The sequence below is a fragment of the Pseudomonadota bacterium genome (assembly GCA_037200975.1).
Lineage (GTDB): Bacteria > Pseudomonadota > Gammaproteobacteria > Steroidobacterales > Steroidobacteraceae > CADEED01.
The window spans coordinates 4,298,567-4,325,492 of sequence record JBBCGI010000001.1 but is presented as its reverse complement, the minus strand read 5'-3'; the positions used below and the strand labels follow the sequence as shown (position 1 = coordinate 4,325,492).

At 64.7% G+C, this 26,926-nt stretch carries 27 protein-coding genes; 5 read left to right on the top strand and 22 right to left on the bottom strand.

Annotated elements, in window-relative coordinates:
• Genes flgK through flgB form a run of 10 tightly spaced genes read right to left on the bottom strand, consistent with a single transcriptional unit; the run spans position 1 to position 9,143 of the window.
• On the bottom strand, positions 1-1,890 hold the full coding sequence (gene flgK, locus WDO72_19415; GenBank protein MEJ0087844.1) for a flagellar hook-associated protein FlgK: 1,890 nt from the start codon (positions 1,888-1,890) through the stop codon (positions 1-3).
• A gap of 9 nt (positions 1,891-1,899) precedes the next feature.
• A complete protein-coding gene (locus WDO72_19410; protein ID MEJ0087843.1) occupies positions 1,900-2,835 on the bottom strand; it encodes a glucosaminidase domain-containing protein in 936 nt (311 codons plus the stop codon).
• Positions 2,836-2,844: 9 nt separating this feature from the next.
• On the bottom strand, positions 2,845-3,984 hold the full coding sequence (locus tag WDO72_19405) for a flagellar basal body P-ring protein FlgI (protein MEJ0087842.1): 1,140 nt from the start codon (positions 3,982-3,984) through the stop codon (positions 2,845-2,847).
• A 14-nt stretch (positions 3,985-3,998) separates the two neighbouring features.
• A complete protein-coding gene (flgH, locus tag WDO72_19400) occupies positions 3,999-4,700 on the bottom strand; it encodes a flagellar basal body L-ring protein FlgH (GenBank protein MEJ0087841.1) in 702 nt (233 codons plus the stop codon).
• A gap of 19 nt (positions 4,701-4,719) precedes the next feature.
• On the bottom strand, positions 4,720-5,505 hold the full coding sequence (flgG, locus tag WDO72_19395; protein ID MEJ0087840.1) for a flagellar basal-body rod protein FlgG: 786 nt from the start codon (positions 5,503-5,505) through the stop codon (positions 4,720-4,722).
• A gap of 23 nt (positions 5,506-5,528) precedes the next feature.
• On the bottom strand, positions 5,529-6,269 hold the full coding sequence (gene flgF / locus WDO72_19390) for a flagellar basal-body rod protein FlgF (protein MEJ0087839.1): 741 nt from the start codon (positions 6,267-6,269) through the stop codon (positions 5,529-5,531).
• A gap of 25 nt (positions 6,270-6,294) precedes the next feature.
• Entirely contained in the window at positions 6,295-7,527 is a 1,233-nt protein-coding gene (gene flgE, locus WDO72_19385; protein ID MEJ0087838.1) for a flagellar hook protein FlgE, read from the bottom strand.
• 40 nt (positions 7,528-7,567) lie between these two features.
• Positions 7,568-8,278, bottom strand: a complete 711-nt coding sequence (locus tag WDO72_19380; protein MEJ0087837.1) for a flagellar hook capping FlgD N-terminal domain-containing protein — start codon at positions 8,276-8,278, stop codon at positions 7,568-7,570.
• A gap of 12 nt (positions 8,279-8,290) precedes the next feature.
• On the bottom strand, positions 8,291-8,719 hold the full coding sequence (flgC, locus tag WDO72_19375) for a flagellar basal body rod protein FlgC (protein MEJ0087836.1): 429 nt from the start codon (positions 8,717-8,719) through the stop codon (positions 8,291-8,293).
• 13 nt (positions 8,720-8,732) lie between these two features.
• Positions 8,733-9,143: a flagellar basal body rod protein FlgB gene (flgB, locus tag WDO72_19370; protein ID MEJ0087835.1), complete on the bottom strand. Its 411-nt coding sequence runs from the start codon at positions 9,141-9,143 to the stop codon at positions 8,733-8,735.
• A 286-nt stretch (positions 9,144-9,429) separates the two neighbouring features.
• Here flgB and flgA point away from each other — a divergent pair, with 286 nt between their 5' ends.
• The 5 genes from flgA (at position 9,430) to WDO72_19345 (ending at position 12,708) form a co-directional block, all read left to right on the top strand.
• Positions 9,430-10,146, top strand: coding sequence for a flagellar basal body P-ring formation chaperone FlgA (gene flgA / locus WDO72_19365; protein MEJ0087834.1), 717 nt, complete (start codon positions 9,430-9,432; stop codon positions 10,144-10,146).
• 137 nt (positions 10,147-10,283) lie between these two features.
• Positions 10,284-10,610: a flagellar biosynthesis anti-sigma factor FlgM gene (flgM, locus tag WDO72_19360; GenBank protein ID MEJ0087833.1), complete on the top strand. Its 327-nt coding sequence runs from the start codon at positions 10,284-10,286 to the stop codon at positions 10,608-10,610.
• Between the two features lie 18 nt (positions 10,611-10,628).
• Entirely contained in the window at positions 10,629-11,120 is a 492-nt protein-coding gene (locus tag WDO72_19355; protein ID MEJ0087832.1) for a flagellar protein FlgN, read from the top strand.
• Positions 11,121-11,512: 392 nt separating this feature from the next.
• Complete coding sequence (locus WDO72_19350; GenBank protein ID MEJ0087831.1) at positions 11,513-11,863, top strand: hypothetical protein; 351 nt, start codon at positions 11,513-11,515, stop codon at positions 11,861-11,863.
• Positions 11,860-12,708: a hypothetical protein gene (locus WDO72_19345; GenBank protein MEJ0087830.1), complete on the top strand. Its 849-nt coding sequence runs from the start codon at positions 11,860-11,862 to the stop codon at positions 12,706-12,708. The genes WDO72_19350 and WDO72_19345 overlap by 4 nt, the downstream gene beginning before the upstream one ends.
• Before the next feature lies 1 nt (position 12,709).
• On the opposite strand, the gene galU is transcribed toward WDO72_19345, so the two are convergent.
• The 12 genes from galU to gyrA all read right to left on the bottom strand — a co-directional run bounded on the left by galU (position 12,710) and on the right by gyrA (position 26,851).
• Positions 12,710-13,597, bottom strand: a complete 888-nt coding sequence (gene galU, locus WDO72_19340; protein MEJ0087829.1) for a UTP--glucose-1-phosphate uridylyltransferase GalU — start codon at positions 13,595-13,597, stop codon at positions 12,710-12,712.
• A gap of 125 nt (positions 13,598-13,722) precedes the next feature.
• Positions 13,723-14,046 carry a helix-hairpin-helix domain-containing protein gene (locus WDO72_19335; protein ID MEJ0087828.1) on the bottom strand — a complete coding sequence of 108 codons (324 nt, stop codon included), beginning with the start codon at positions 14,044-14,046 and terminating at the stop codon, positions 13,723-13,725.
• 87 nt (positions 14,047-14,133) lie between these two features.
• A complete protein-coding gene (locus WDO72_19330; GenBank protein MEJ0087827.1) occupies positions 14,134-15,093 on the bottom strand; it encodes a tetratricopeptide repeat protein in 960 nt (319 codons plus the stop codon).
• Between the two features lie 102 nt (positions 15,094-15,195).
• Positions 15,196-16,539: a 3-phosphoshikimate 1-carboxyvinyltransferase gene (gene aroA / locus WDO72_19325; GenBank protein ID MEJ0087826.1), complete on the bottom strand. Its 1,344-nt coding sequence runs from the start codon at positions 16,537-16,539 to the stop codon at positions 15,196-15,198.
• A gap of 13 nt (positions 16,540-16,552) precedes the next feature.
• Positions 16,553-16,855: an integration host factor subunit beta gene (locus WDO72_19320; GenBank protein ID MEJ0087825.1), complete on the bottom strand. Its 303-nt coding sequence runs from the start codon at positions 16,853-16,855 to the stop codon at positions 16,553-16,555.
• A 41-nt stretch (positions 16,856-16,896) separates the two neighbouring features.
• Entirely contained in the window at positions 16,897-18,573 is a 1,677-nt protein-coding gene (gene rpsA, locus WDO72_19315; GenBank protein MEJ0087824.1) for a 30S ribosomal protein S1, read from the bottom strand.
• A 165-nt stretch (positions 18,574-18,738) separates the two neighbouring features.
• Positions 18,739-19,434, bottom strand: a complete 696-nt coding sequence (cmk, locus tag WDO72_19310; GenBank protein ID MEJ0087823.1) for a (d)CMP kinase — start codon at positions 19,432-19,434, stop codon at positions 18,739-18,741.
• An 11-nt stretch (positions 19,435-19,445) separates the two neighbouring features.
• Positions 19,446-20,582, bottom strand: a complete 1,137-nt coding sequence (gene hisC / locus WDO72_19305; protein ID MEJ0087822.1) for a histidinol-phosphate transaminase — start codon at positions 20,580-20,582, stop codon at positions 19,446-19,448.
• A 6-nt stretch (positions 20,583-20,588) separates the two neighbouring features.
• Positions 20,589-21,746, bottom strand: coding sequence for a prephenate dehydratase (gene pheA, locus WDO72_19300; GenBank protein ID MEJ0087821.1), 1,158 nt, complete (start codon positions 21,744-21,746; stop codon positions 20,589-20,591).
• 32 nt (positions 21,747-21,778) lie between these two features.
• A complete protein-coding gene (locus WDO72_19295; GenBank protein ID MEJ0087820.1) occupies positions 21,779-22,948 on the bottom strand; it encodes a phosphoglycerate dehydrogenase in 1,170 nt (389 codons plus the stop codon).
• Between the two features lie 126 nt (positions 22,949-23,074).
• A complete protein-coding gene (gene serC, locus WDO72_19290; GenBank protein ID MEJ0087819.1) occupies positions 23,075-24,163 on the bottom strand; it encodes a 3-phosphoserine/phosphohydroxythreonine transaminase in 1,089 nt (362 codons plus the stop codon).
• 72 nt (positions 24,164-24,235) lie between these two features.
• Complete coding sequence (gene gyrA, locus WDO72_19285) at positions 24,236-26,851, bottom strand: DNA gyrase subunit A (GenBank protein MEJ0087818.1); 2,616 nt, start codon at positions 26,849-26,851, stop codon at positions 24,236-24,238.
• Between the last annotated feature and the right edge of the window lie 75 nt (positions 26,852-26,926).

Genomic DNA, 26,926 nt, shown 5'->3' with positions numbered 1-26,926 from the left:
TTATCTCCTCACGGCGTTCAGCAGCGAATCGAACAGGCTCGAGGCGGTCGCGATGACCTGGGCAGCGGCCTGGTAGGCCTGCTGATAACGCAGCAGGTTGGCCGCCTCTTCGTCGAGATTGACGCCCGACACGCTGTCGCGCGCGTCGAGATCGTCGGCGTTCACGGCGGCTTCCGCGTCGCGGTTCACTTGCGCCGTGCTGGTCTGCAGGCCCACATCGGCGGTGAGGCGCGCGACCGCGTTGGCGATCGACAGCGTGCCGCCTTCGATCACCCCCGCGCCGAACGCGTCGGACAGCGCGAAGGCATTACGATTGTCGCCGGTGGCGCCCGCATTGCTGCGCACGGTGAAAGTGTCGCCGGTCGCCGGCGTGCCGTTGATCTGCACGCGCCAGCCATTGGCGTCGATGTTGCTGCCGGGCGTGTAGGTCTGCGCGGCGCCGCCGTTGATGGTGTAGGTCGTGGCCGAGGTGAACACGATGCTGGCCGTCGTCAGCAGTTGCCCGTTCGTGGCATCGAGCACTTCGCCCGCGGAGATCGTGCCATTGCCGACGTTGCCGGTCGTCGCGGCGGTGCGCACTGGCGCGGCCGCGGCGACGCGTGTGGGATCGGTGAACGCGACATTGAAGCCGCGGACCGCATCGCGCGTCGGATGAATGATGTATTGGTCGCCGGTCGCACTGCCCGCCCCGACCACGATGGACAGACCATCGGCGAGGATCGGATCCGCAAGCGTGCCGGTGCCCGTGAATGCGACCGTTGCGCCGGTATCCTGGCGGCGCAGCGTATAGCCGCTGCCGGTGTTCGCGAGCACGTAGTCGCCCCCGGTGATCGCGCCGATATTCGTGCGCGTCACGGCCGGAGCCGCGGTGCCGGTGTTCGTGGTGACGTCGTCGACACCGACCGCGCCGACCGTGAAGAAATCTCCGCCCAGCGCGCCGTTCAGGTCCATGCCCTCGCGGTGCTGCGCGTTCACCTGGCTCGCGATGGCGAGGCTGATGCGGCCGAGCTCGTTGCGGGCCGGCTCGAGCATTTCGCGGCGCCAGTCGAGCAGCCCGCCGAGCGTGCCGCCCGAGACGGCGCGCGAGATATCCACCGTGCCGGTGGCGGTTTTCAAGGCGAATTGGGTGCGTTCTGGATCGTAGGGGTCGACGACCGTGGTGATTTCCGATGCGGTGGTGCCGAGCACCAGCGGCTGGCCGTTGCCGATGAAGACGTTGACGGTACCGGCGCCCTCGGCGATCGTGGTGACACTCACCTTGGTCGAAAGCTCGTCGATCAGGCGATCGCGCTGATCGAGCAGATCGTTGGGGGGCTGGCCGGCATTCTGCGTGGCCACGGTAATTTCGCCGTTGAGCCGCGCAATACCCTGCGACAGCAACGTCACTTCGCGCGCTTCGCCGGCGAATCGCGTGTCGACGTCGGTGGCCATGTCGCGCAGGCGCTTGTCGTAATCCTGCAGCCGCTGCGCGAGCGCGCGGCCCTGCGACAGCAACACCTGGCGCGCGGGGATGGATCCGGGCGTGCTCGACACTTCGCTCAGCGCATCGGTGTAGGACTGCAGCGAGGCCGACAGGCCGTTCGTGGTGTCGCCCAGCATGTTGTCGAGCCGCTCCGCCTGCGTCGCAAAGGCGTCGAGGCGTGCGAGATTGCCGCTGCTGCTGCGGCTCTGCGCGGTCAGGAACTGGTCATAGATGCGCCGCACCTGGCTGGTGTTCACGCCATTGCCGATCCAGCTGGTGCCAACCAAAGACGGCACACGCGTCTGGAATTCCGCGCGCTGCCGGCTGTAACCGGGCGTCGAGACGTTGGCGATGTTGTGGGCCGTCGTGTCCAGCGCGCGTTGCAGCGCGCGCAGACTGGATAGGCCGGTTCCCAGCATGTCAGGCATGTATGTTCCTTACGACTGCTCTGTTATCGGCTTGGGCGCATTCGTCTTGAGACTTGCCTCGATCGGGCCGGCAATCGGTTGCCGCATGCCGAGCTGCTCCGCGACCGACACGAGTTTGTTGGCATAATCCGGATCGGTGGCGTATCCGCCGCGCTGCAGTGCCGTCGCAAATGCGCGCACGTCGCCACCGGTGTTGAGCGCCTCCGAGTAGCGCGGGTTGTCGCGTAAGAGAGCGACGTAATCCTTGATGCTGTCCGACTCGGACGCGTAGGCGCGGAACCGGGCGACTTCATCGTTGGCCACGCCGCCGGTGTATTCCTGCGTCGATGAGGAAACCGAGGCACCCTGCCAGCGGCCGCCCGCTTTGATGCCGAAGAGATTGTTGCTGCCACCCGCCGCATCGGCCGGTTTCGAAGTACCCCAGCCAGTCTCGAGCGCGGCCTGCGCGACGATGGCGCGCGGATCGACTCCGAGCTCGCGCCCCGCGGTCTGGGCCTGCGGCATGATCGTCTCGATGAATTTCTGCTTCGTATCATCGGTGATCGGCAGCGCTTTCTCGGCGCCCGGTACCGCGAGTTCATCGGGCGATTTCATGTTCGCGCCGTGGCTCAACTGTTTGATCAGCAGGTCGGCGAGCCCGAGCCCCTTGCCCTGCGACATCTCGACGGACAGCTGATCGTCCATCATGTCCTGGTACATGTCGGCCTGGTCGCTGCCGAACAGCGGATCGCCGAAGCTCGCCTTGCGCATGCCGTCGAGCATCATCTTGGTGAAGATGCTTTCGAACTGGCGCGCGACCTCGCGCAATGCCGACGGATCGTCGGCGCGCGCGCTCTTGCGCAGCGCGCTGAAGTGTTTGAAGTCGTTGGCATCGACTTTGGAATCCGGACGCACGGTGTTGCGCAGCGGATCGACACCATTTTGTGGGCCTATCGAGATCGCCATCTTGAATGCCTAGATGACGATGAGCTCGGCGCGCAACGCGCCGGACTCCTTGAGTGCTTCGAGAATCGCGACCAGATCGCCGGGAGCGGCGCCCACCTGGTTCACGGCCCGGACGATGTCGTTGAGATCGACGCCGGCGTCGAACACGAACATGCGCGCCTCGGGCTGCGCCACGGAGATGCCGCTCTGGGGCACGACCACGGTCTGGCCCTGCGAGAATTCATTGGGCTGGCTCACCTGGGCGCGTTCGGTGATCGTCACGGTGAGCGAGCCGTGCGACACCGCCGCCGGTTGCACGCGCACGCGCGAGCCGATGACCACGGTGCCGGTGCGGGAATTCACGATCACACGCGCGGGCGCGTCGCCCGGCTCGATCTCGATGGCCTCGAGCGTGGCGAGATACGCCGTGCGCTGGTTGGGGTCCGCGGGAGCCGCCACCTTGACCGACACGCTGTCGATCGACTGCGCCGTCCCGTCGCCTAACAACTTGTTGATGCCCTCGACCAGGTGCGCCGAGGTGGTGAAATCCGGCACGTGCAGGTTGAGCATGACGAATGGATCGGAGGTGAAGCCGCTGACGACTTCCTTTTCGACCGTGGCGCCGTTCGGGATGCGGCCCGCCGAGGGCACGTTGACGACGATGCGCGAACCGTCCTGGCCCTGCACACCGAAACCGGACACCACCAGGTTGCCCTGCGCGATCGCATACACCTGGCCATCGACGCCGCGCATCGGAGTCATGATCAGCGTGCCGCCGCGCAGCGACTTGGCATTGCCGATCGAGGAAACCGTGATGTCGATCTGCTGGCCGGGTTTGGCGAACGCCGGCAGATCCGCATTCACCGTCACCGCCGCCACGTTCTTCAGCTGCGGATTCGTGTTGGCCGGAATGGTGACGCCGAAGCGCACCAGCATGTTCTTGATGCTCTGGATGGTGAACGGCGCCTGGCTGGTCTGGTCGCCGGTGCCGTCGAGACCGACCACGAGGCCGTAGCCCATGAGCTGGTTCGGCCGCACTCCTTGTACGGAGGCGAGATCCTTGACGCGGTCCGCTTTCGCGAGCGACGCGAGCAACAGGAACAACGCCGCGCAGACGGCGGCGAAGACGTTGAGGGATTCGAAAGCGGGAAAACGAAGGCGGCGGCGCATGAGGTTCATCCTGTTCAGAACGGCGTCTTCGGCGAGTTGAAGAAGCGGTACAGCCAGCCGGGCTTCGCGGCGTTAGCCACCGTGCCCTGCCCGCCATAGGAGATGTAGGCGTCGGCGACGCGCCAGGAAACGACGGTGTTGTCCGGCGCGATGTCGCTCGGCCGCACGACGCCCTGCAGGCGCACGAACTCGCGGCCGGAGTTGATCGCGATCCATTTCTGGCCGCGCACGACGAGGTTGCCATTCGACAGGCGCTTGGCGACGGTCACGGTGATGTAGCCGTCTAGTTTGTTGCTCTGGGTCGCAGCGCCGGTGCCGGCGAAGGTGGAGGAATTGCCGATCGAGCCTTCGAGGATCGGCGTGCCGTTCATGGTGATGGGACGGCCGAGAATCGTGGGACCGGTCAGCGCGGCATCGGTCGCCTTGTTGGTGCTGGTGGTGGCGTTCTTCTCCGCCTCCGTGCTTTCCGCCAGCGTCACGGTCAGCGTATCGCCGACGTTGCGCGCGGTGACGTTGTTCCACAGCGAAACTTCCGTGCCCTGCGCGTAGATGGCGCCGGCCAGCGGCGCCGGCGCGTCGGAGATGTCGGGCCAGGCCGCGTCGAAATTGCGGCCGTCGTCTTCTTTCAGGCTGTTCATCATCGAGCAGCCAGACAGCAGCACGGCCACCGCGACGGTGAGGGCCAGCATGGCTTCTCGAACGAGTGAGTCTTTCATGGGTAGTTAGCGTGGGCCGTTACAGCTGGTTGTTGACGTATTCGAGCATCTGGTCGGTGGTCGAGATCGCCTTCGAGTTCATTTCATAGGCGCGCTGCGTCTCGATCATGTTCACGAGTTCTTCCACGACGTTGACGTTCGAGGATTCGAAGAAGCCCTGCAGCGTCGTGCCGAGACCGTTCTGGCCGGCGGTGCCCGTCTGCGCCGGGCCGCTCGCGACCGACTCGGCCAGCAGGTTCTGGCCCAGCGGCTCGAGGCCGGCCGGGTTGATGAAGTCCGTGAGCTGCAGCTGTCCCACCTGCACGGGGGTGTCCTGGCCGCCGACACGCGCGCTGACCACGCCGTCGCGGCCAATCGTGACCGACTGCGTGCCGTCGGGAATCGAAATGCCCGGCTGCAACACGTAACCGCTCGAGGTCACCATCTGGCCCTGCGCGTTCAACTGGAAGTTGCCGTCGCGCGTGTAGGCGGTGCTGCCATCGGGCATCTGGATCTGGAAGAAGCCGCGGCCTTCGATGGCCACGTCGAACGCATTGTCGGTCTGCGAGAAACCGCCCTGCGTGTAGATCTTTTCCGTCGCGACCACGCGCACGCCCGTGCCGAGGTGCAGGCCGGTCGGCGCCTGGGTGTCCTGCGAGGTCGAGCCGCCGACCTGGCGCAGGTTCTGGTACAGCAGGTCCTCGAACACGGCGCGGCCTTTCTTGAAGCCGGCGGTGCTGACGTTGGCAAGGTTGTTGGACGTGACAGCGAGGCGCGTCTGCTGCGCGTCGAGACCGGTCTTGGCTGCCCATAGTGCTGGATTCATGATCGACTCCTAATAACCTTGAGTTAGCCGAGGCGCATCAGCTGCTGCGCCGCCGTGGCATTTTCCTCGGCGGTGCGGATGGCCTTGACCTGCATTTCGAAATGGCGCGCGAGCTCGATCATGTTGACCATGGCTTCGGCGGCGTTGACGTTGCTCGACTCGAGCACACCCGAGCCGATCTGCACGGCCGCGTCGGCCGGCGGATTGCTGCCGTCTTTCATGCGGAACAGGCCGTCATCGCCGCGATCGATCTGATCGTTGGGCGGATTGACGAGCTTGACGCGGCCGATGGTCGAGGTGGTCTGGGGGGTCTGGCCCTGCGCGACGATCGAGATCGATCCGTCGGCGGCGAAAAAAATGGACGAATACGGCGGGATCACGATCGGGCCGCCGTCGCCGAGGACGGGGTGACCGGTGCCGGTGGTGAGCTGACCGGTGGCATCGACCTGCAGGTCGCCGGCGCGCGTGTAGGCCTCTTTGCCGTCGGCGCCCTGCACCGCGATCCAGCCCGGACCGTTGACCGCGATATCGAGATCGCGGCCGCTGGTCAGCATCGCACCCTGCTTGTGGTCCCAGCCGGTGCTGGCGCTCTGCGTATAGACACGCGAGGCGTAACCCGAGCCATCGACCGCGCGGCTCTGGAACGCGGCCAGATCGGCGCGAAAGCCGGTCGTGCTCGCGTTCGCGAGGTTGTGGTTGTTGACGGCCTGGGCGCGAAGCGTTTCCTTCGCACCCGACATCGCCACGTAGAGCATGCGGTCCATGGTTTGTGCCTAGCTACCTTTATCCTCAGCGGATATTGATGATGGACTGCGTCACCTGGTCGGCCGTGGAGATCATCTGCGCGTTCGCCTGGAAGTTGCGCTGCGCGGTGATCATCTTCACGAGCTCTTCGGTGATGTCGACGTTGGAGGCCTCGAGCGCGCCCGACTGCACCAGGCCGAAGCCCGAGTTGCCGGCCTGGCCGCGTAATGCCTGGCCGGAGGCGAAGGTCTCGGCCCATTGCGTGTTGCCGAGCTGCTGCAGGCCCTGCACGTTGGCGAAGTTCGCGATGGCGATCTGGCCGAGCGGCTGCGAGCGGCCGTTGGTGAACCGCGCCTGCACGACGCCGGTTTCGTTGATGTCGATGCCGATGAGGCGGCCGGTGGTGAAACCGTCCTGCGTGACGGAATTGACCGCGAAATTCGCGCCGAACTGCGTCGAGCGGGAAAGATCCACGGTGACGTCCATGTTGGCGGCGCCGGTGGCCGGCGTGTACGGCGGAAACACGGCCAGACCGCCCGCCGGTGCGGTGAGCCCGCCCACGTTCGTGTACTGCATCGTGATCGATGCGCCGGGCACGCCGCCGTCGACGGGGGTGCCGTCGATGTACAGACGTGAGTTCCATTCGTTCGGGTTGGCCGTCTTGGTGAAATACAAGGTGCCGGTATGCGCGGCGCCGAGCGAGTCGAACAGTGTCAGCGAGGTCGCCTGGTTGAAGGTGTTCGGATCGTTCGGATCGAAAGGTGTGATCGCGGGCGGAACGGCGTTGGCCGGCAGGTTGAGCACGTACTCGACTTCGCTGGTGGCCTGCGGGGCCGCATCCGTGGTCTGCAAACGCAGGTCGGACAGACCGCCGGTGTTGAAACCACCCGCGCCCAGCGGCGGATAGACCTGCAGGCGCTGCTGCGCGGCATTGACCACGTAGCCGTTGCGATCGGCCTGAAAAGCTCCCGCGCGTGAATACGACAGCGCGCCGGAATCGGACAGGATGAACAAACCCTGGCCCGAGATCGCGAGATCGAGGTTCGACTCGGTGAACTCGATGTTGCCCTGGGCGAACTGCTGCGCGACGTTGGACACACGCACGCCGTTGCCGCTCGAGTTGGACGACACACCCTGCAATGACACGGCGAACAAGTCGGCGAATTCTGCGCGCGAACCCTTGAAGCCGTTGGTGGCGGTGTTGGCGACGTTGTTCGCCGTGACGTTGAGGTCCGACTGGGCGGCGTTGAGGCCCGAGAGGGCTATGCGGAATGGCATGGATAGATCTCCTTACGAAACTTGTATTTGAGAATTCGGATCAGAGGACGCGTTCGACGTCGCTCATCGGAATTTCTCCGAGCGTGTCGGTATCGAGCAGCAGCGCCCCGGTGGCCGGATCGAGCGCGACGCTCGAAACGCCCGCGGCGATGCTGGTCTTGAGTGATTCGTTCTTTCCCGCGACGTTGGCGAGGATTTCGACCTTGTACGCGCCGCCCTTGACCGCGGTACCGGCGTCGTTCGTGCCATCCCACGCGAAGCCGCGCATGCCCGGCGTGATGTTGAGCGCCTCGGTCTTGATGGTCGCGCCGCTGGCGTCCTTCACGATGAGCTGCAACGCACTGGTGCCCTTGGGCACTTCGATGGCGCCGGCGATGCCGACCCGGTCTTCGCTGGCCTCCGGAAGATAGACCTGACTACCCTCGGCGACGACGGTGCGGCCGATCATGGCGGCGCCGTCCAGCACCTGGTTGCCACGCAGCGAGGCGGTGAGGCCCGTCAGCGAGGTGTTCATTTCCTTGAGTCCCGACACCGAGCTGAACTGCGCCAGCTGGCCGACGTACTGCGACGGATCGAGCGGTTTGAACGGATCCTGGTTTTTCAGCTGCGTGATCATCAGCTGCAGGAAGTCGTCCTGGCCGAGTTCGGTCTTCTTCGCATTCGCCGCGTTGGCGGCCTTCGCGTGCGCCAGCTCGTCCGGCGAGCGCTGCCGCACCATGGCGGCGTTCACGATATCCATGTCGATTGCCATACGAGTCTCCTATCAACCTTGGCCGAGCCGCAGAGTTGCCAGCAGCAGCTCTTTGGATGTGTTCATGACTTCGACGTTGTTCTGGTACGAGCGCGAGGCGGAGATCATGTTGACCATCTCCTCGACCACGTTGACGGCGGGCGCGTACACGAAACCCTTGGCGTCGGCGAGCGGATTGCCCGGCTCGTAACGCGCGTTCGCGGGCGCGGTGGATTCGTAGATGCCACGCACTTTGACCGCAGGTCCGCTCTGCTCGCCGGCGCCTTGTGAGGCGAGCGTGGCCTTGACGGCCTCGAAGATCGGATGGCGCGCCTTGTAGACACCGGCCGGCGTGCTCGCGACGCTGTCCGCGTTCGCCAGATTGCTGGCGGTGGTGTTGAGCCGCACGGATTGCGCGGCCATGCCGGATCCGGCGATGTCGAAGGCTTTGAAGGATGACATTGTTAGCTATTCCTCAGCTGCCGAGGATGGCGGTCAGCAGACCGCGAAATTTGGAGTTCAGGAACGTGAGCGTCGCCTGGTAACGCACGGCGTTCTCGGCGAACGAGGCCTGCTCGATCTGCGCATCGACGGTGTTGCCGTCGAGGGCCGGTGCGAGTGGCGTGCGGTATTTGAGATCCGGGTTCGTGGCCGCATCGGCCGACGTGGCGCCGCCGATGTGCCCGGCCTGCGTGGTCGACAAGGTGACGCCGTTGGTCGCGGCACCAGAGGCGCGCGCCATGGCCTGGCGGAAATCGATGTCACGCGCCTGGTAGCCCGGTGTGTCTGCGTTCGCGAGATTGTTGGCGATCAATTCGCCGCGTTTCGCGCGCACGTCGAGTGCCGCTGCGTGTACGCCTACGTATTGATCGATGTTCATGGGCATGTTTGCTCCTCGCGTCGGCTATCAGTCACGTACGGTTCATCGCACCGACTCACGGGGAGCAAAGCAAGTCACGTGCCACGGAGCCTTTACGGCGTCCGGAAGGCGGTTCGCGAGGTTTGGGAGCTGGAAGTTGTGATGCGCCGCGCGGGGTGGCGGCGGCACATTGCCGCCCTGCGGCGAGCAACTGCAGGCGCGGAGCGCGCCAGTGTCGTAAACCCGTAACGGCCGCGCGCAATTAATCTTGAATGCGCGGCCTTCGTGGCACGTCGATTGCTAACTACAACCCATGCCAGTCAATTCATTGACCCTTTTCTGCGCCGCCATGATGCTGTTGCTCGGGCCCGACGGCGCGGCCGCGCTTCCCGGCGACGGCACCCAGCCGCTGGCTGCCGTGCAGCGCGCGGCCGAATCGGCGCTACGCCGTGAGCTCGATCCCGCGCTGACGGGCGTGACGTTGAACGCCGCGGAACTCGATGCAAGGCTTCGGGTACCCGCCTGCCCCACACCGCTCGACACCAGCACCACGTTGCCGCGGGGCAGCCAGGCGCGGGTGCTGGTGCGTGTGTCCTGCAAGGCGCCCGCGAACTGGAACATCAATGTGCCGGTCGACATCCATCGCGAGGCGCGCGTATTGGTGCTGCGACGGGCCATGGCGCGCGGCGAAAGCATCGGCGCGGCCGACGTGAACGTCCAGACGCGCACGCTGGCCGGCCTGGCTTCGCCGTTTGTTTCCAGTGTTCCCGAACTCGAAGGACGGGTGACGCGGCGCGCGCTGCCCGAGGGCACCGCGGTCACCGCCGAGGCGCTCAACGCCGCACTCCTTATACATAGAGGCCAGAGCGTCACGTTGACCTGGGCCATGGGGGGCATCGAAGTGCGCGCCCCCGGAACGGCCATGGCCGATGCGGCGGCGAACCAGCGGGTGCGCGTCCAGAATCTCAACTCGCTCAAGATAGTGGAAGGTATGGCCGACACCGATGGTGTGGTGCGGGTGAGCCGATGAGCGACCGGGCACAGGCAGCCGTTGTGAAGCGGTTCACGGTCCGCCAGCGCGGCGAAAGCGCCAACTTTTCGTCATGTAGCCTAAAGTTTCCGGCCTGCGGGCCGTTAATTGGCTCGTAGACACCTTGGAGAGTGACGATGGCGAACAAGATCAGCGGTATCGACGGACGTCCGGTGCAGGTGGGAGGCGGAGCCCCCGTCTCGCGCGCACGCGACGCCACGTCGGAAGGCCGCAAAGCCGAAACCACCACGGCGGGTTCCAACATCGACGTCTCCGACACCGCCCGCACCCTGGCCGCCCTGGAAAACCACATCTCCACGCTGCCGGTAGTGAATGAAAGCCGCGTCGACGCCGTGCGTCGCGCGATGGACGAAGGCCGTTACCACGTCGATCCGCAGCGCGTCGCCGACAAGATGTTGCGCTTCGAAGTCGATCTGCTGGCCACGATTCCCGCCAACAAGTAACACCAGGATCCAATCGAAGTGGATGCGGCACTGACTCGCGACACCCTGCAGCGTTTGCTCGTCGAAGAAAACGGCGCGCTGGCGGAATTCGAACGCCTGCTCGACGAAGAACACGGCGCCCTGCGTTCCCGCAATATCGATGCGCTCGAGCAGCTGGCCGAATCGCGGCAGGCGAATGTCATCCGGCTGCTGAAAATCGAGGATGAACGCCGCTCGCTGTGCAGCATGCTCGGCTTCGATTCCGATCTCATGGGACTCTCCAAGCTGATCGCCTGGTGCGACCCGGCCCGCTCGCTGGCGAAGGGTTACCAGGAATGCGCCACACGCGCGAAGAATTGCCGCACGCTCAACGATCGCAACGGCATTCTGGTCGGCGCGCAGATCAAACGCGTCGAGGGTTTGTTGGGTGCGATGACCGGAAGCGCCAACGAGCCGCGCAGCTATGGGCCGCGCGGGCAGGCGAATCCATATGCGGGCTCGGCCGGGAAGGTCATTTCGGCGGAAGCCTGACGGATCACTGCTTGTTTGTTCGATGATGAAACGCGCCCCAGGGCGCGTTTTTTTCGTCAGGGCCGATCGCTAGCTACCCTGCGCGACCATGGGGAAAATCCCCGGCAAGGTCATTTAACCAATAACCTGGCGCTCACAACCGACCGCGAAACATAAGAGACGCAGTTCAAATAATTGCCGTGGGCTCGCGAAGCTCGTCACATTTGGCGGCTCAATTCCGCCACATTGGCGCCGTAAACCTGTTCAGGACGCACGAATTCATGCGTTCGACGAAACGCTGGCGGCAGCCTCACGGGTTCGTGCACACCGACCGACGGTACTCCTCTCTCGCAAGTGCTCGTGTCCTGCCGCCGGCCCCAAATAACGACAGGGGTCTCTCGACGATGGAAACGATGAAGCTCCGCGCGATCCAACAACCCGGCCACGCCGGTGAGTTGCTCGACAGCTTCATTCGCGTCGAAGGCCGACTGCCGGGCGACTCGCGTCCGCTGACCGAAGAACGTCAGCTGACACCGTCGCTCGAGAAGGTCGCGCTGCGCAGCCTCGATGAAGGCCACGTGTGGCGAGCCTGGACCGACGAGCGCTCGATGTGGCTGTGGGCCTGCGAAGTCTCCCTCGCCCGCTCGCGCGAACGCGGATTGCCTGTCATGGAAGTACGGCGCTACGACGAACACGGATCCGTCGAAGAGAGCGGCACCTGGGTGCGCGTACGGAATGACAATTGGCAGCGGTGTACGGAATGAACGTGCGAAATCTGTTCGTATTGTTGAGTCTCTCGGCCCTGGCCGCGTGTGGTGGCGGTGGCGCCGCTGCGCCGTCCGGCGCTGCATCGCAGCCAGTGAACGTTCCGGCGCCGGCCGCCAACAATCCGCCGGCCCCGCTCGACAATGCGGACCTCACGCTCGCCGCCCGCCTCTACCACGGCGATGCGCGCACGCCGGCTGGCTTCGATCTCGAAGCGCGCCCTTCGAATGTGGTCGGCACGTTGAGCACGCGCCATCTCAAGAACACGGATCTCGCCACCGGCAACCAGGCCATCGGCCGCACCTACGAAGTGTGCACCAACGACATGGCGGAGGCCGTCGAGTGGTCGGAGCGCCAGGCCACCTGGCAGGGCCAGTACTCGGATCTCGTCGAAGTGAACGGCGACAGCCGCATTTTCGAAGTGGTGCGCGTGCCGCGCGCCGACGCGACCGCGATGATTCGCCACCGGGTGTTCCGCTGCGACTATCTAGATCGCTCGGGCACGGATCTGCGCTCGGACGCCGGCGCCGCCGGCAGCATGAATCAGCGCCCGTTGACGGCCGCGGAGCTCGAGAAGCTGGCGGAATATCTCTGGCAGTTCACGCTGTTCAACAATTCGGATTACGCGGTCGAGAGCAGTACGAGTTCGGCGTCGGGCAACACGATCACGCAGACGATTCGCATGGGTCAGATCGAGCGCGGCAGCGCCTGCGATACGGTGCGTATCAGCGACTGGTCGCACACGGTGGATACGCGGGACGGCACGCTGTCCCGCGTATTGACGCAGGTGCGTTCGTTCAAGGTCAAGAGCAGCTCGGCCGGCGCCGAGGCGTGCGCCGGCTAGGCTAGATAGTCTTCGACAGTTTTTTGAGATAGCTGCGGAACGGCACCGCCAGTTCCGCGTGTTTCAACGCGTATTCGACGTTCGCCTGCAGATAGCCGATCTTGCTGCCGCAGTCGTAACGCTTGCCTTCGAACTTGTAGGCGTACACGCCTTCATCGTCCATCAGGCGCGCGATGCCGTCGGTGAGCTGGATCTCGCCACCCGCACCCTTGCCGATGCGCTCGAGGTGCGTGAACAGCCGCGGCGTCAGTAGATAGCGGCCGACCACCGCGAGATTGGACGGCGCCACGGCGGGTTTCGGCTTCTCCACGATCTGCTCCACGCGCAGCAGTTCGCCGCGGCGCGAACCGGTCTTCACGATGCCGTATTTGTCGGTCTGGCTGTGCGGCACGGTTTCCGTGGCGACGATGCTGCCATTGTCGAAGCGATCCGCCATCTGCTTGAGGCAGGCCACTTTCGCGTCGATCAGATCGTCCGCCAGATGCACGAAGAATGGCGCATCGCCGACGGCCGGCCTGGCGCACAACACCGCGTGGCCGAGGCCCAGCGGCGCGGGTTGGCGGATGTAGATGCACGAGGCGTACGAAGGCAGCACGCTGCGCAGCATCTTCAGTAGTTCGCTTTTGCCCTGCGAAAGCAGCAGATTCTCGAGTTCGCCGTCGGAATCGAAATGATCTTCGATGGCGCGCTTCGACGAACCGGTGATGAACACCAGGCGCTTCGCGCCGGCCTGCAGGGCCTCTTCCACCGCATATTGAATGAGCGGCTTGTCGACGATGGGCAGCATTTCCTTGGGGCTGGCCTTGGTCGCCGGCAGGAATCGAGTACCGCGGCCCGCGACCGGGAATACGGCGACATCGATACGGCTCTGCTTCGACTTTGCGGGCATGTGGGCTCCGGCCATTTCAGGGGGCCGAAACCATACCATGCCGCTCCGATCGCCCAGTGGGGCCTTCGGTCGCGAGGGCGCAAACCTTGCGCTACTTCACGCCCCGCGCGACCGTAGGAACCAGCTTACGCCGCCGGTTTGGCGGGTTTTGCCGCCGGCGCGGGAGCCGCCGGACCGGGTTTTTCCGCTCCGAGCTTGATGTCGGCACGATTCTTTTCGATGAGCTTCTGGGTGATGCCTTCCACCATGGCGAGCTGATCGACCGTCTTGAACGGACCGTTCTTGTCGCGGTAACTCACGATGGCCTTGGCCTTGGCGGGGCCGACACCGTTCAGCGCCTTGGCGAGCGCGGCGGCATCCGCGGTGTTGATGTTGACCGGCTCGGAATGAACGACGGGCGCCAGCAGCACCATGGCCGCGAGCGTGGGGATGAGATGTTTGAATGACATGTGGCCTCCTTGCCTGAATGGACCCGGCGACTCCGGGCGACAGGGAGACTAACAACCCGGGGCCGCGGAACGCAGCCGTGAATCTCGTCAAAGCACGCGATTACTCACGCTTTGCAGGGAATCCCAGCTGCGGCAGCTGGGGCAGCGCCAGTGCCAGGTGACGCTCGCGACACCGCATTGATTACAGCGAAACGGCGCGGGCTCGGGCATCGCCTCGGCGTCCTGCGGCGGCAGCGCCCGCAGCCGCCGGTCGAGCTCGGCGGATCTGTCTTTGAGTGCGCCATGCGCTTCGGCACCGAACGCCAGCTGGATGGTCCGCGAAGGCGCCAGCGCGGCGACATACAGCTCCAGCGCCCTGCCCTCGTCGCCCGAGGCCGCCGCGATGCGCGCCGCAAGAATCGCGGCGCGCGCGGAATCCGGCGCATGCACGCGAGCCGCGGCCACCTGGGCGCGGGCGGAATCGAAATCGCGCGCCGCCAGTGCGGCTTCGCCGAGCTCGCAGCAGTAGTGAGCCGCGACGGCCTTGCGTTGCTGTTGTTTTTCGGCCGGCATCTCGCGCCAGATGTCGAGCGCCGCACGCCAGTCGCGCTGCTGCTCGTACACCCAGGCCAGCCGCTCGAGCACCGCGGGGCGGTATTGCGTCGAGGACATCAGGCCGCGCAGTTTTTCCTCGGCGCGATCCATGAGGCCGGCGCTCATGTAGTCGAGCCCGAGCGCGAACCGGGCCTGCTCGCGGATCGCGGACTCGCGGCTGTTTTCGAGCTCGGTGTGGATGGCGATGGCGCGATCCACTTCGCCGCGTTTGCGCATCAGGCTGCCGAGCGCGAACTGGATGTCGGCCTCCTGCGATTTGGTGGCGAGGCGTGTGAACACTTCGGTGGCGCGGTCGTACCGGTCGTTGACCAGGTGATCGAGACCGGTGAAGTAGTCGAGATCGCGGCGCAGGCGCCGCCCGCGTGCCGTGCGGCGGCCGAGCAGGAACGCGGCCGCCCCGACCAGCAGGAAACAGAGCAGGAGGACTTCAGGGCCGATGCCGCGCAGGCGCATGCGCGGACGTTAGCAGAAAGGGGACCCGCGGAATTAAAGGGGACATGCCTATTTTTCGGCGGCCGAAAAATAGGCATGTCCCCTTTAATTCCGCGGGTCCCTTTACGTGCGCAGAGCCATCCTCGCGCGCTGCCAGTCGACCCAGTAGTTCGGATACGTCTTCGCCACGCAGCCCGGATCGAGAATCCTGATGCCCGGCAGGCGCGATCCGAGCACGCCGAAGGACATCGCGATCCGATGATCGTGATAAGTCTCGATTTCCACCCTTGCCGGTATCGGATCCGCAGGTCGCAGCTGCGGCGCGGACAGCGGCTCGATGACCATGTAATCCGGGCCCTCTTCCACGGTCACGCCGAGCTTGCGCAGTTCGCGCGTCGGCGCGGCGATACGATCGCATTCCTTCACGCGCAGCGTCGCCAGGCCTTCGAGCCGTGTGGGCTTGCCGAGGAACGGCGCGATCATCATGAGCGTGGGCGCGACGTCCGGCATGTGGCTCATGTCGACCGGCGCATCGAACCCGGCGCCCAGCGCACGCGGCCCTTCGATGATCGTGCTGTCGGACGCGCGCTGCACCGTCGCGCCGAGTTTCTCGCACAGGCCGAAAAACGCATAGTCGCCCTGGCGCGTGCGCGTGCCGAGATTGCTCAGCCTGATGCGCCCGCCGTGCAGCGTCGCCAGCGCGGCGAAATAGGAAGCCGCCGACGCATCGCCCTCGACGTCGATCGCGCCGGCGCGATACGGCAGCGGCGCCACGATCAATTTTCGATAGCCGTGGTTCTCGACATTGGCGCCGAACTTGGCCATCTCGTCGAGCGTGAGATCGACGTACGGCTTACTGGTGAGCTCGCCTTCCACCTCGATCGTGAGACCGCCCTCGATCAACGGCCCGATGATCAGCAGGCTCGTGAGGTACTGGCTGGAGATATTGCTGGGCACGCGCGCCGGGCCCTTGAGCGAGCGCGTGCCGAGAACGGTGGTGGGCAGGTACCCGTCGTTGCTCGACTCCATGCGCGCGCCGAGCGCCGCGAGCGCATCGACCAGCGCCTTGTTAGGCCGCTGCTGCATGGAGATGTGGCCGTCGATCGTGGTGGGATCGGGCCGCAGCGAAGCCATCGCGAGCAGCAAGCGGGTGGAAACCGCACTCTGGCCGACGTTTAGCGTCAGCGCTCCCGCGGCGAATTCACCGCCGCGCCCGGTGATACGAACCACGCCGTCGACCGAATCGTCCACCGCGATGCCCAGCCTGCGCAGGCAATCCTTCATGCGCCAGTAGTCGTCGCATTCCCCCGGATAACGGATGGTGCTGACGCCGTCGGCCAGCGCCGCGATGGCGCAGTCACGCAACGTCAGCGATTTGCTGCCGGGCAGCGGAGTTTCGAAATGAAAAGAGCCCCGCGGCCAGGGCTCCAGATCGAGAGTTGCGGGAAAAGCCGGAGCTGCTGACATCAATTCCAGAGGGTCAATCCCGGATGGGACGGTCCGCTCCGTCGTTCACGCGTTCGCGCAGATCCTTGCCCGGCTTGAAGTGCGGGACGTACTTGCCGGACAGCGCCACCGCTTCGCCGGTCTTGGGATTGCGGCCCTGCCGTGGCGGCCGGAAGTGCAGCGAGAAGGAGCCGAAACCCCGTATCTCGATGCGATCTCCAGCCGACAAGGCATCGCTCATGATCTCGAGGATCTGCTTGAGCGCGAGCTCCACATCCTTGGCGGGCAGATGTTTCTGTTTCGCCGTGATGATCTCGATGAGCTCGGACTTCGTCATGGGCCGTTATCCTGTGTTGCTTTTCTGATCCAGCCTAACTATTAACGATCGCCGCCAATCTGCTCCTTGAGCAGATCGCCGAGGCTCGTGCCGCTGCTCGAACCCTGCTCGGAGCGGTAGCTCGAAACGGCTTCCTGCTCCTCGTGCATTTCCTTGGCCTTGATGGACAACGCAATGGTGCGGGTCTTGCGATCGACACCCGTGAAGCGGGCCTCGATTTCCTGGCCGACCTTGAGCACGGTGCGCGCGTCTTCGACGCGGTCGCGGGACAGGTCGCTGGCACGCAGCTGGCCTTCGATGCCATTGCCCAGGTCGATCACGGCTGCCCGCGCGTCAACCTCTTTGACGACCCCCGTCACGATGGTGCCCTTCGGGTTCGTCGCGATCCACTCGCTGAACGGATCCTGCGCGAGCTGCTTGATGCCAAGCGAAATGCGTTCACGCTCGGGGTCGATGGACAACACCATCGCCTCGACCTGCTGGCCCTTCTGGTAGTTGCGTACGGCTTCTTCGCCCGCGACATCCCACGAAAGATCCGACAGGTGCACGAGACCGTCGATGTTGCCGGCGAGACCGATGAACACACCGAAGTCGGTGATGGACTTGATCTGTCCAGAAACCTTGTCGCCCCGGTTGAAGTTCTCGGCGAACTCCTTCCACGGGTTCTGCTTGCACTGCTTGAGCCCAAGCGAAATGCGGCGACGCTCTTCATCCACGTCGAGCACCATGACTTCGACTTCCTGGCCCGAGTGCACGACCTTGGCCGGGTTGACGTTCTTGTTGGTCCAGTCCATTTCGGACACGTGGACCAGGCCTTCGACGCCGTCTTCGATCTCCACGAAAGCGCCGTAATCGGCAATATTCGTGACCTTGCCGAACACGCGCGTGTTGGGCGGGTAACGACGCGCAATGTTCTCCCACGGATCCGCGCCGAGCTGTTTCAGGCCCAGCGAAACACGTGAACGCTCGCGGTCGAACTTGAGGATGCGGACGTCGATCTCGTCGCCGACCTTGACCACTTCCGACGGATGCTTGACGCGTTTCCACGCCATGTCGGTGATGTGCAGGAGACCGTCGATGCCACCGAGATCCACGAACGCGCCGTAGTCGGTGAGGTTCTTGACGGTGCCCTTGAGCACGGTGCCTTCCTGCAGGTTGTCCATGAGCGCGCTGCGCTCGGCGGAGAACTCTTGCTCGACGACCGCGCGGCGGCTAACAACTACGTTGTTGCGCTTTTGGTCCAGCTTGATGACCTTGAACTCGAGGGACTTGCCTTCGAGGTAGGCGGTGTCGCGCACCGGACGGACATCGACCAGCGAACCCGGCAGGAACGCGCGCACGTTGTCGATCTCGACGGTGAAACCACCTTTCACACGGCCCGTGATGGTGCCGGTGACGATTTCGGATTTGTTGAAGCTTTCTTCGAGGCGCGTCCAGGTGCGGGCACGCTTGGCTTTTTCGCGCGAGAGGCGCGTTTCGCCGGTGCCGTCTTCCATCGCATCGAGTGCGACTTCGACGCTGTCGCCGGCCTTGACCTCAACCTCGCCGCGTTCATTCTTGAACTGCTCGAGCGGGATGACGGCTTCTGATTTGAGCCCTACGTTCACCACGACCATGTCGTCGCCTACGTCTACGACGAGGCCGGTGAGGATCATTCCAGGGCGGATACGCTGATTAGCGAGGCTCTGTTCGAAGAGCTGGGCAAAACTTTCAGTCATTTATTTTTTCCATTCGCACGGACCGCCGTAATTCTTGATGAGGCGCCGTGACTATCTTTACGCCCAAGGGAAATCCGGTCCCCTCGAGGATGCTGAACACAACTTCGCGTCCGTGCGAAGCAACCAGAAACTTTTCGAAGGCGAAGTGCGCTGACCGGCGTGAAGCTACGGCCAGAGCCTTCGCTCGCGCCCGAGCGAGAGAACCCGCTCGACGACCGCCTCGATACTCAACCCCGTGGAGTCGAGCATCTGCGCATCTGGCGCGGGCTTGAGCGGGGCGACCTGGCGGGTGGAATCCCGCAAATCGCGCTCCGCGATCTCCCGCGAAAGGGCGGCAAGACTAGCAGCGGAGCCCTTGCCGATCAACTGCTTATGGCGCCTTTGGGCCCGCTCTTCGGCACTCGCCGTGAGGAAAACCTTCAACTGGGCGCCCGGAAAGATGACCGTGCCCATGTCCCGCCCGTCGGCCACCAGACCCGGAGCGCTGGCGAACGCCCTCTGGCGGTCGGTGAGCGCCGCCCGGACCGCCGGCCAGGCGGCCACGCGCGAAGCGCCCGCCCCCGCCTGCTCGGTGCGGATCTTCTGGGTGACGTCCCGGCCGTCCAGTTTGACGTGCTCTTCGCCCGCCCCGACCGAGCCGAATTCCACCTTCATGGAACGCGCCACCGCGACGTGCTGCTCGACGTCGTCCGGGTCGAGATTGCGCAACAGGCCGCCCAGCGCGACCAACCGGTACAACGCCCCGCTATCGAGCAGGTTCCAGCCGATCTTCGCGGCGACGATGCGGCTGATGGTGCCCTTGCCCGAGCTCGAAGGTCCGTCGATCGTGACGATGGGGATGGAAGGCGATGCGGCACTCATTCGTCGAGAGGCTAGCAAGCTTCCCAGGCGCTGAGGAAACGATCGTTCTGTTCGACCGTACCCAGCGTGACGCGCAGGTGCTCGGGTAGCTGGTAGTTGCCCACCGGCCGCACGATGACACCCTGGCGCAGCAACGCGTCATAACGTGCGCGGGCATTCGGACCCGCATGGAGCATCAGGAAATTGCCGGCCGACGGCAGCACCGGCGTGCCGAGCTGGGCCAGGCGCGCGGCCACGCGAGTGCGCTCGGCCACCGCCACCTTGACGGCGGCGGCCACGTGATCGGGATCGTCCAGGGCAGCGCTCGCGCCCGCGAGACCGATCACCGACACGTTGAAGGCCTGGCGCACGCGATTGAGCATGCCGGCCACGCTCGGGTGGCTGATCGAGTACCCGACGCGCACACCCGCCAGGCCGTAGGCCTTGGAGAAGGTGCGGAACACGATGAGGTTGGGGAATTCTCCCAGCCAGTCGATGCCGTCCTGCAGATCGAGCCCACCCGCGTACTCGAAGTACGCCTCGTCGAGGGCCACCAATACGTGGCGCGGGACCTTTGCGATGAACGCCTTGAGTTCTGCGGCAGGCACCCAGGTGCCCGTGGGATTGTTAGGGTTGGCGACGAACACGAGGCGCGTGTTGGGCGTGATCGCGCGCGCCATCGCGTCGAGATCGTGGCCGAGCGGCATGGGCGAGCCGGGTGGATTCGCCGGCACGACGACGGCGGTCGCGCCCGTTGCCTGGATGGCGATCGGATACACGGCGAACGCGTATTGGGAATAAACCGCTTCGAGGCCGGGCTTGAGGAATGCCTCGGCGAGCAACACCAGCAGATCGTTCGACCCGTTGCCGAGCGTGATCTGACTGGTGTCCACGCGCAGCTTCGCGGCCAGCTTCTGCTTGAGCTCGTGGCCGCTGCCATCTGGATAGAGCCAGGCGTCGGCCACCGCCTTCTGCATGGCGGCCAGCGCGCGCGGGCTCGGCCCGAACGGATTTTCGTTCGATGCCAGCTTGATGATGTCGGTGAGTCCCAGTTCGCGCTGCAGCTCTGCGATGGGCTTGCCGGGCACGTACGGCGCGAGCGTGCGCACGCAGTCGACGGCCAGCGCACCGGGACTTCCCGTGTCGTCGTGAACCGGATCCTGGCTCATCGCAAATCAGGAAACGGCGCGTGGATAGGAACCGAGCACGCGGAACAACGAGGCGCGTTTCTTGAGGGCCGCGAGCGCTTTGGCGACATGCGGCTCGTCGGCGTGGCCATCGAGGTCGAAGAAGAACACGTAGTCCCACTTCTTCTTGCGCGACGGCCGCGATTCGATGCGGGTGAGATTGATCTTGTACTTGGCGAACGGCTCGAGCAGGCGGAACAAGGTGCCGGAGGAATCCGTGTGCGATCCGGAACACAGGATGCTGGTGCGATCGTCGCCGCTCGGGTTGAAGACCTTGCGGCCTACTACAAAAAACCGCGTGGTGTTGTCGTCGCGGTCTTCGATCTCGGTGGCGAGTAGTTTGAGGCCGTAGACCTCGGCGGCGGTTTCGCCGGCGATGGCGGCCGTGCCCGCCTCGTCGCGCGCGCGGCGTGCGCCTTCGGCATTACTCGACACCGGGATACGCGGCACGTCGGGCAGGTGTTCGTCGAGCCAGCCGCGGCACTGCGCCAGCGACTGTGGATGGCTGCAGATGCGCTTGATCTTCGCGATCGAACCGATGTTGCCCATCAGGAACTGGTGGATCCGCAGCTCGACTTCGCCGCAGATGCGCAGCGGCGAGCCTAACAAGCTGTCGAGCGTATGGTTGATCGAGCCTTCGGTGGAATTTTCCACCGGCACGACGCCGAAATCGGCCATGCCGGCTTCGACTTCGTGGAACACCTCTTCCACCGACTGCAGCGCCAGCGCGCGCACCGAGTGGCCGAAGTGCTTGAGCGCCGCGGTCTGCGAGAACGTGCCTTCGGGCCCGAGGAAGCCGACCTTGAGCGGCTCCTCCTGCGCGAGACACGCGGACATGATCTCGCGGAACAGCCGCAGGATTTCCTCGGTGCGCAGCGGACCCTTGTTCCGCTCGCGCGCCATGCGCAGCACCTGCGCTTCGCGTTCGGGGCGGTAGTAATCGACGGTGTGGCCGTCGGCGTGTTTGGACACGCCGACCTGACGGGCGAGACGCGCGCGGTCGTTCAGCAGCTCGTGGATGCGGGCATCCACGCTGTCGATCTCGCCGCGCAACTTCGCCAGCGGGTTCGCCTCAGGCAGGCGGGACTTCCCCGCCGTGCGCGCCTTGGCAGCCTTGCCGGATTTATTCGCTGTCTTGCTGGCCATTCCCCGTCCCGCCAAACCCCGTGATTGCGGCTTTATATCACCCGCGCCGCCAGCACGCCGCCGATCGCGCGCACTTTCTGGATGACGCCGTCGTCGACCGAGCCATCGGTGTCGATGACCGTGTAGGCATATTCACCGCGCGATTTGTTCAGCAACTCGGCGATGTTGAGCGAGGCGCCGGCCAGCGCCGTCGAGATCTGGCCGACCATGTTAGGCACGTTGCTGTTGGCGATGCAGATGCGTGCGGTCTTCGGCGCACGCGGCAATGTGACTTCGGGAAAGTTGACGCTGTTCTTGATGTTGCCGTTTTCGAGATAGTCCTTCACGGTGTCGGCCACCATGACGGCGCAGTTGTCCTCGGCTTCGTTGGTCGATGCGCCGAGGTGCGGCAGCGTGACGATCTTCGGATGGTCCTTCGTGGCGTTGCTCGGGAAATCGCAGACGTAACCTTGCAGGCGGCCGGCATCGAGCGCGGAAACGATGGCCTTCTCATCGACGATGGGCGCGCGCGCGAAGTTGAGGATGACGCCGTCCTTGCGCATGAGCTTGAGGCGGGCTTCGTTGACCAGGCCGCGCGTCTCGGGCGTGAGCGGCACGTGCACGGAGATCACGTCGGCGCGGACGAACAGGTCGTCCAGCGACAGCGCCTGCTCTACGTTGGATGACAGCTGCCAGGCGCGTTGCACGGTGATCTGCGGATCGTAGCCCAGCACTTTCATGCCGAGTCCGAGCGCGGAGTTCGCGACTTCGACGCCGATGGCGCCGAGCCCGATGACGCCGAGCGTGCGGCCGGGTAGTTCGAAGCCGACGAAGTTCTTCTTGCCCTTCTCGACCGCGACGTCGATGGCGTGGTCGTCACCCGCCTGCGATTTGGCGAACGACCAGGCCTGGGTGATGTTGCGCGCGGCCAGGAACATGCCCGCGAGCACGAGCTCTTTGACCGCATTGGCGTTGGCGCCAGGCGCGTTGAACACCGGGATGCCTTTTTTCGACAGCGCCTCGACCGGGATGTTGTTGGTGCCCGCACCCGCGCGGCCCACGGCGCGCAGGGATTCGGGCAGCGCCAGTTTGTGCATGTCGGCCGAGCGCAGCAGGATCGCGTCCGGATTGACGATCTCCGAGGCGACTTCGAACTTGTCGCGCGGCAGGCGCTCGAGGCCCTTGATGCTGATGTTGTTGAGGGTCTGGATCTTGAATCGCATGTTCTATCTACCTCGGTAGGGAGAGCGGTGCCGGGCAGGGGTTTCCGGGGTTGCGAGCGCCCAACGCACGATTCGTACGTGAACAGGCCGCAACCCCGGAAACCCCTGCCCGGCACCCCTTCTTCGTTAGGCGTTTTTCGCCTGGAAATCCTTCATGAAGGTCGTGAGCGCATCGATGCCTTCGATCGACATCGCGTTGTAGATGGACGCGCGCATGCCGCCCACCGAGCGATGGCCTTCGAGGTTCACGAGGCCCACTTTCGCGGCTTCGGCGCAGAACGCCTTGTCGAGATCGGGCTTCGCGAGCGTGAAAGGCACGTTCATCCAGGAACGTGCGTTCGGCGCGACCGGGCTCTTGTAGAAGCCGCTGCCTTCGATGAAGCCGTACAGCTTCTCGGCCTTGGCGCGGTTGCGCGCTTCCATGGCCTTCAAACCGCCCTGCTTCTTGATCCACTTGAACACGAGACCGGCGAAATACCAGCCGAAGGTCGGCGGCGTGTTGAGCATCGAGCCTTCATCGGCCATGGCCTTGAAATCCCACACGCTGGGCGTGCCCGGACGCGCCTTGCCGATGAGGTCATCGCGCACGATCACGACGCAGATGCCCGACGGACCGATGTTCTTCTGCGCGCCCGCGTAGATGAGGCCGAACTTCGACACATCGATCGGGCGCGACAGGATGGTGGAGGAGAAATCCGCGACCAGCGGCACGCTGCCGACCACCGGCACGTAGTCGAACTCCACGCCGCCGATCGTCTCGTTCGGCGTGTAGTGAAAATAGGCGGCGCCGGGCGAGAGCTTGAGCGCTCCTTGGGCCGGAACCGTCGAATAGTTGGACGCAACTTCGTCGGCGGACACGTTGACGACCTTGCAATAACGCTTGGCCTCACCGATGGCCTTCTTGGACCAGGCGCCGGTGTTGACGTAATCCACGGTCGAATCCGCGGTGGCGAGGTTCATCGGAATGGCCGAGAACATGCCGGTGGCGCCGCCCTGCAGGAACAGCACTTTGTAGTTAGCGGGGATGGCGAGCAACTCGCGCAGGTCGGCTTCGGCCTCCTGGGCGACGGCGATGAACGCCTTGCTGCGATGGGACACTTCCATCACCGACATGCCGCTGGATTTCCAGTCGGTCATTTCGGCCTGGGCCGTTTCGAGAACTTCGAGGGGCAGCGTGGCCGGGCCCGCCGCGAAATTGAATACGCGCATGGTCATTTCCTGTGGCCGGACCTTATTGCCCGACTGTTTGTAACGCCCCGGACGTTATTGCCCGGGGCGCGGAATATATCAGGACGTCGGCGTTTCGGCAGGACCGTCCGTCTCACCGGGAATGGGTGTTGCCGGGTCGGGCGCGGCGCCATCATCGCCCAGGCTTTCGATGCGCTCGATACCGGTCAATCTCTCGCCTTCGTCCAGCCGGATGAGACGCACGCCTTGCGTATTGCGGCCGACAATCGAAATTTCCGCCACCGGGGTGCGCACCAGCGTGCCGGTGGAACTGATCATCATGAGCTCATGATCGGAATTGACTTGCAGCGCCGCGACCATTTCGCCGTTACGTTCCGTGGTCTGCAAGGCGATGACGCCCTGACCGCCGCGGCCATGCTGCGGGAAATCCTCGAGCGGCGTGAGTTTGCCGTAGCCATTGGCCGAAGCAGTCAAGACCAGCCCGTCGCCCACCACGATGAGCGAGATCAGCTGCTGCCCGTCGCCTAGTTTGATGCCACGGACACCCGTGGCCTCGCGGCCCATCGGCCGCACCTCTTCTTCATTGAAGCGGATCGACTTGCCGCCGCTCGACGAAAGGATGACTTCGCGCCGGCCATCGGTGAGCGCCACGCCGACCAGGCGATCGTCGGTATCGAGCCCCAACGCGATGATGCCGCTGGCGCGCGGCCGCGAGAACGCCGACAGCGGCGTTTTCTTCACGGTGCCCTGGCTGGTCGCCATGAACACGAAATGATCGTCGTCGAACTGCTTGATGGGCAGCACGGCATTGATGCGTTCGCCGTCTTCGAGCGGCAGCAGATTGACCATCGGCTTGCCGCGCGAATTGCGCCCGGCCTGCGGCAGCTCAAACACACGCTTCCAGTACACCTTGCCGCGATTGGAGAAGCACAGGATCGTATCGTGCGTGTGGGCGACGAACAGCTTCTCGACGAAGTCTTCGTCTTTCACCGAGGTCGCGGCTTTGCCGCGGCCACCGCGCCGCTGCACCTGGTATTCCGTGACCGGCTGCGACTTCGCATAACCCGCGTGCGACAACGTGACGACCACGTCCTGCGGCTCGATCAGGTCCTCGGTAGATAGATCGAGGTGATCGCGGTTGATCTCGGTGCGGCGCGCGTCGCCGTATTGTTCGCGGATGGCGATCAGCTCCTCGCGCACCACCTGCGCCAGCCGCTCGGGCCGCGCCAGGATGTCGCTCAGATCCACGATGGTGGCGAGCAATTCCTGGTACTCCGCGACGATCTTGTCCTGCTCGAGCCCGGTGAGGCGATGCAGGCGCATGTCGAGGATCGCCTGCGCCTGGATGTCGGATAGTTTGTACGCGCGACCGCCCGCGCCCGTGATGCCGAGCTCCGCCGCGAGACCCTGCGGCCGCGTGGAGATGGCGCCGGCGCGTGCCAGCAATTCCGGCACCACGCCAGAATTCCATTCCCGCGCGATCAACGCGGACTTCGCTTCGGGCGGCGTGGGCGACGCCTTGATGAGCGCGATGACCTCGTCGATGTTGGCGAGCGCGACCGCCAGACCTTCCAGAATGTGGGCCCGATCGCGCGCCTTGGCGAGATCGAAAATCGTGCGGCGCGTGACGATCTCACGCCGGTGCCGCAGGAATGCCTCGAGCATTTCCTTGAGGCCGAGCAGCTTCGGCTGCCCATCGATCAGCGCCACCATGTTGATGCCGAACACCGTTTCGAGCGGCGTCTGGGCAAACAGGTTGTTCAGCACCACTTCCGCGACTTCGCCGCGTTTCAGCTCGATGGCGACACGCATGCCGTCCTTGTCGGACTCATCGCGCAGCTCGGAGATACCGTCGATCAGCTTGCTGCGGACCAGATCCGCGATGCGCTCGAGCAGCCGCGCCTTGTTCACCTGGTACGGCAATTCCGTGACGATGATGGACTGGCGTCCGCCGACTTTGTCGATGTCCTCGAAATGCGTGCGCGCGCGGATCGACAGCCGGCCGCGGCCGGTGCGATAGGCGGTGGCGATCTCGGTCGCCCCATTGATGATGCCGGCGGTCGGGAAATCCGGCCCCGGCACATGCTGCATGAGCGTGGCCAGCGTGACCTCGCCATCGTCGAGCACCGCGAGGCAGGCATTGACGATTTCGGTGAGGTTATGCGGCGGGATATTGGTGGCCATGCCCACCGCGATGCCGGAGGAACCGTTCACCAGCAGGTTCGGGAACCGCGCCGGCATGACCGATGGTTCGGATTCCGACCCGTCGTAGTTCGGCACGAAATCGACGGTTTCCTTCTCGATGTCCGCCAGCAATTCGCTGGTGATGCGCGACATGCGCACTTCGGTGTAACGCATGGCCGCCGGCGCGTCGCCGTCCACCGAGCCGAAGTTGCCCTGCCCGTCGACCAGCAGGTAACGCATGGAGAAATCCTGCGCCATGCGGACCAGTGCGTCGTATACGGCGTTGTCGCCGTGCGGGTGGTATTTGCCGATGACGTCGCCCACGACGCGCGCGGATTTCTTGTAAGCCTTGTTCCAGTCGTTACCGAGCTCGCGCATGGCGTGCAGGATGCGGCGATGCACGGGCTTCAAACCGTCGCGAACATCGGGCAGCGCGCGGCCCACGATGACGCTCATGGCGTAGTCGAGATACGACTGGCGCATCTCGTCTTCGAGATTCACGGGAAGGATTTCGCGCGCGATTTCGTTCATGGAGGAGGTAGTGGCAGGGCCCGAAAAAAGGTGCGGAATTCTATCACGGTGCCCCTGCGAAAAGCCCTGTTTTCA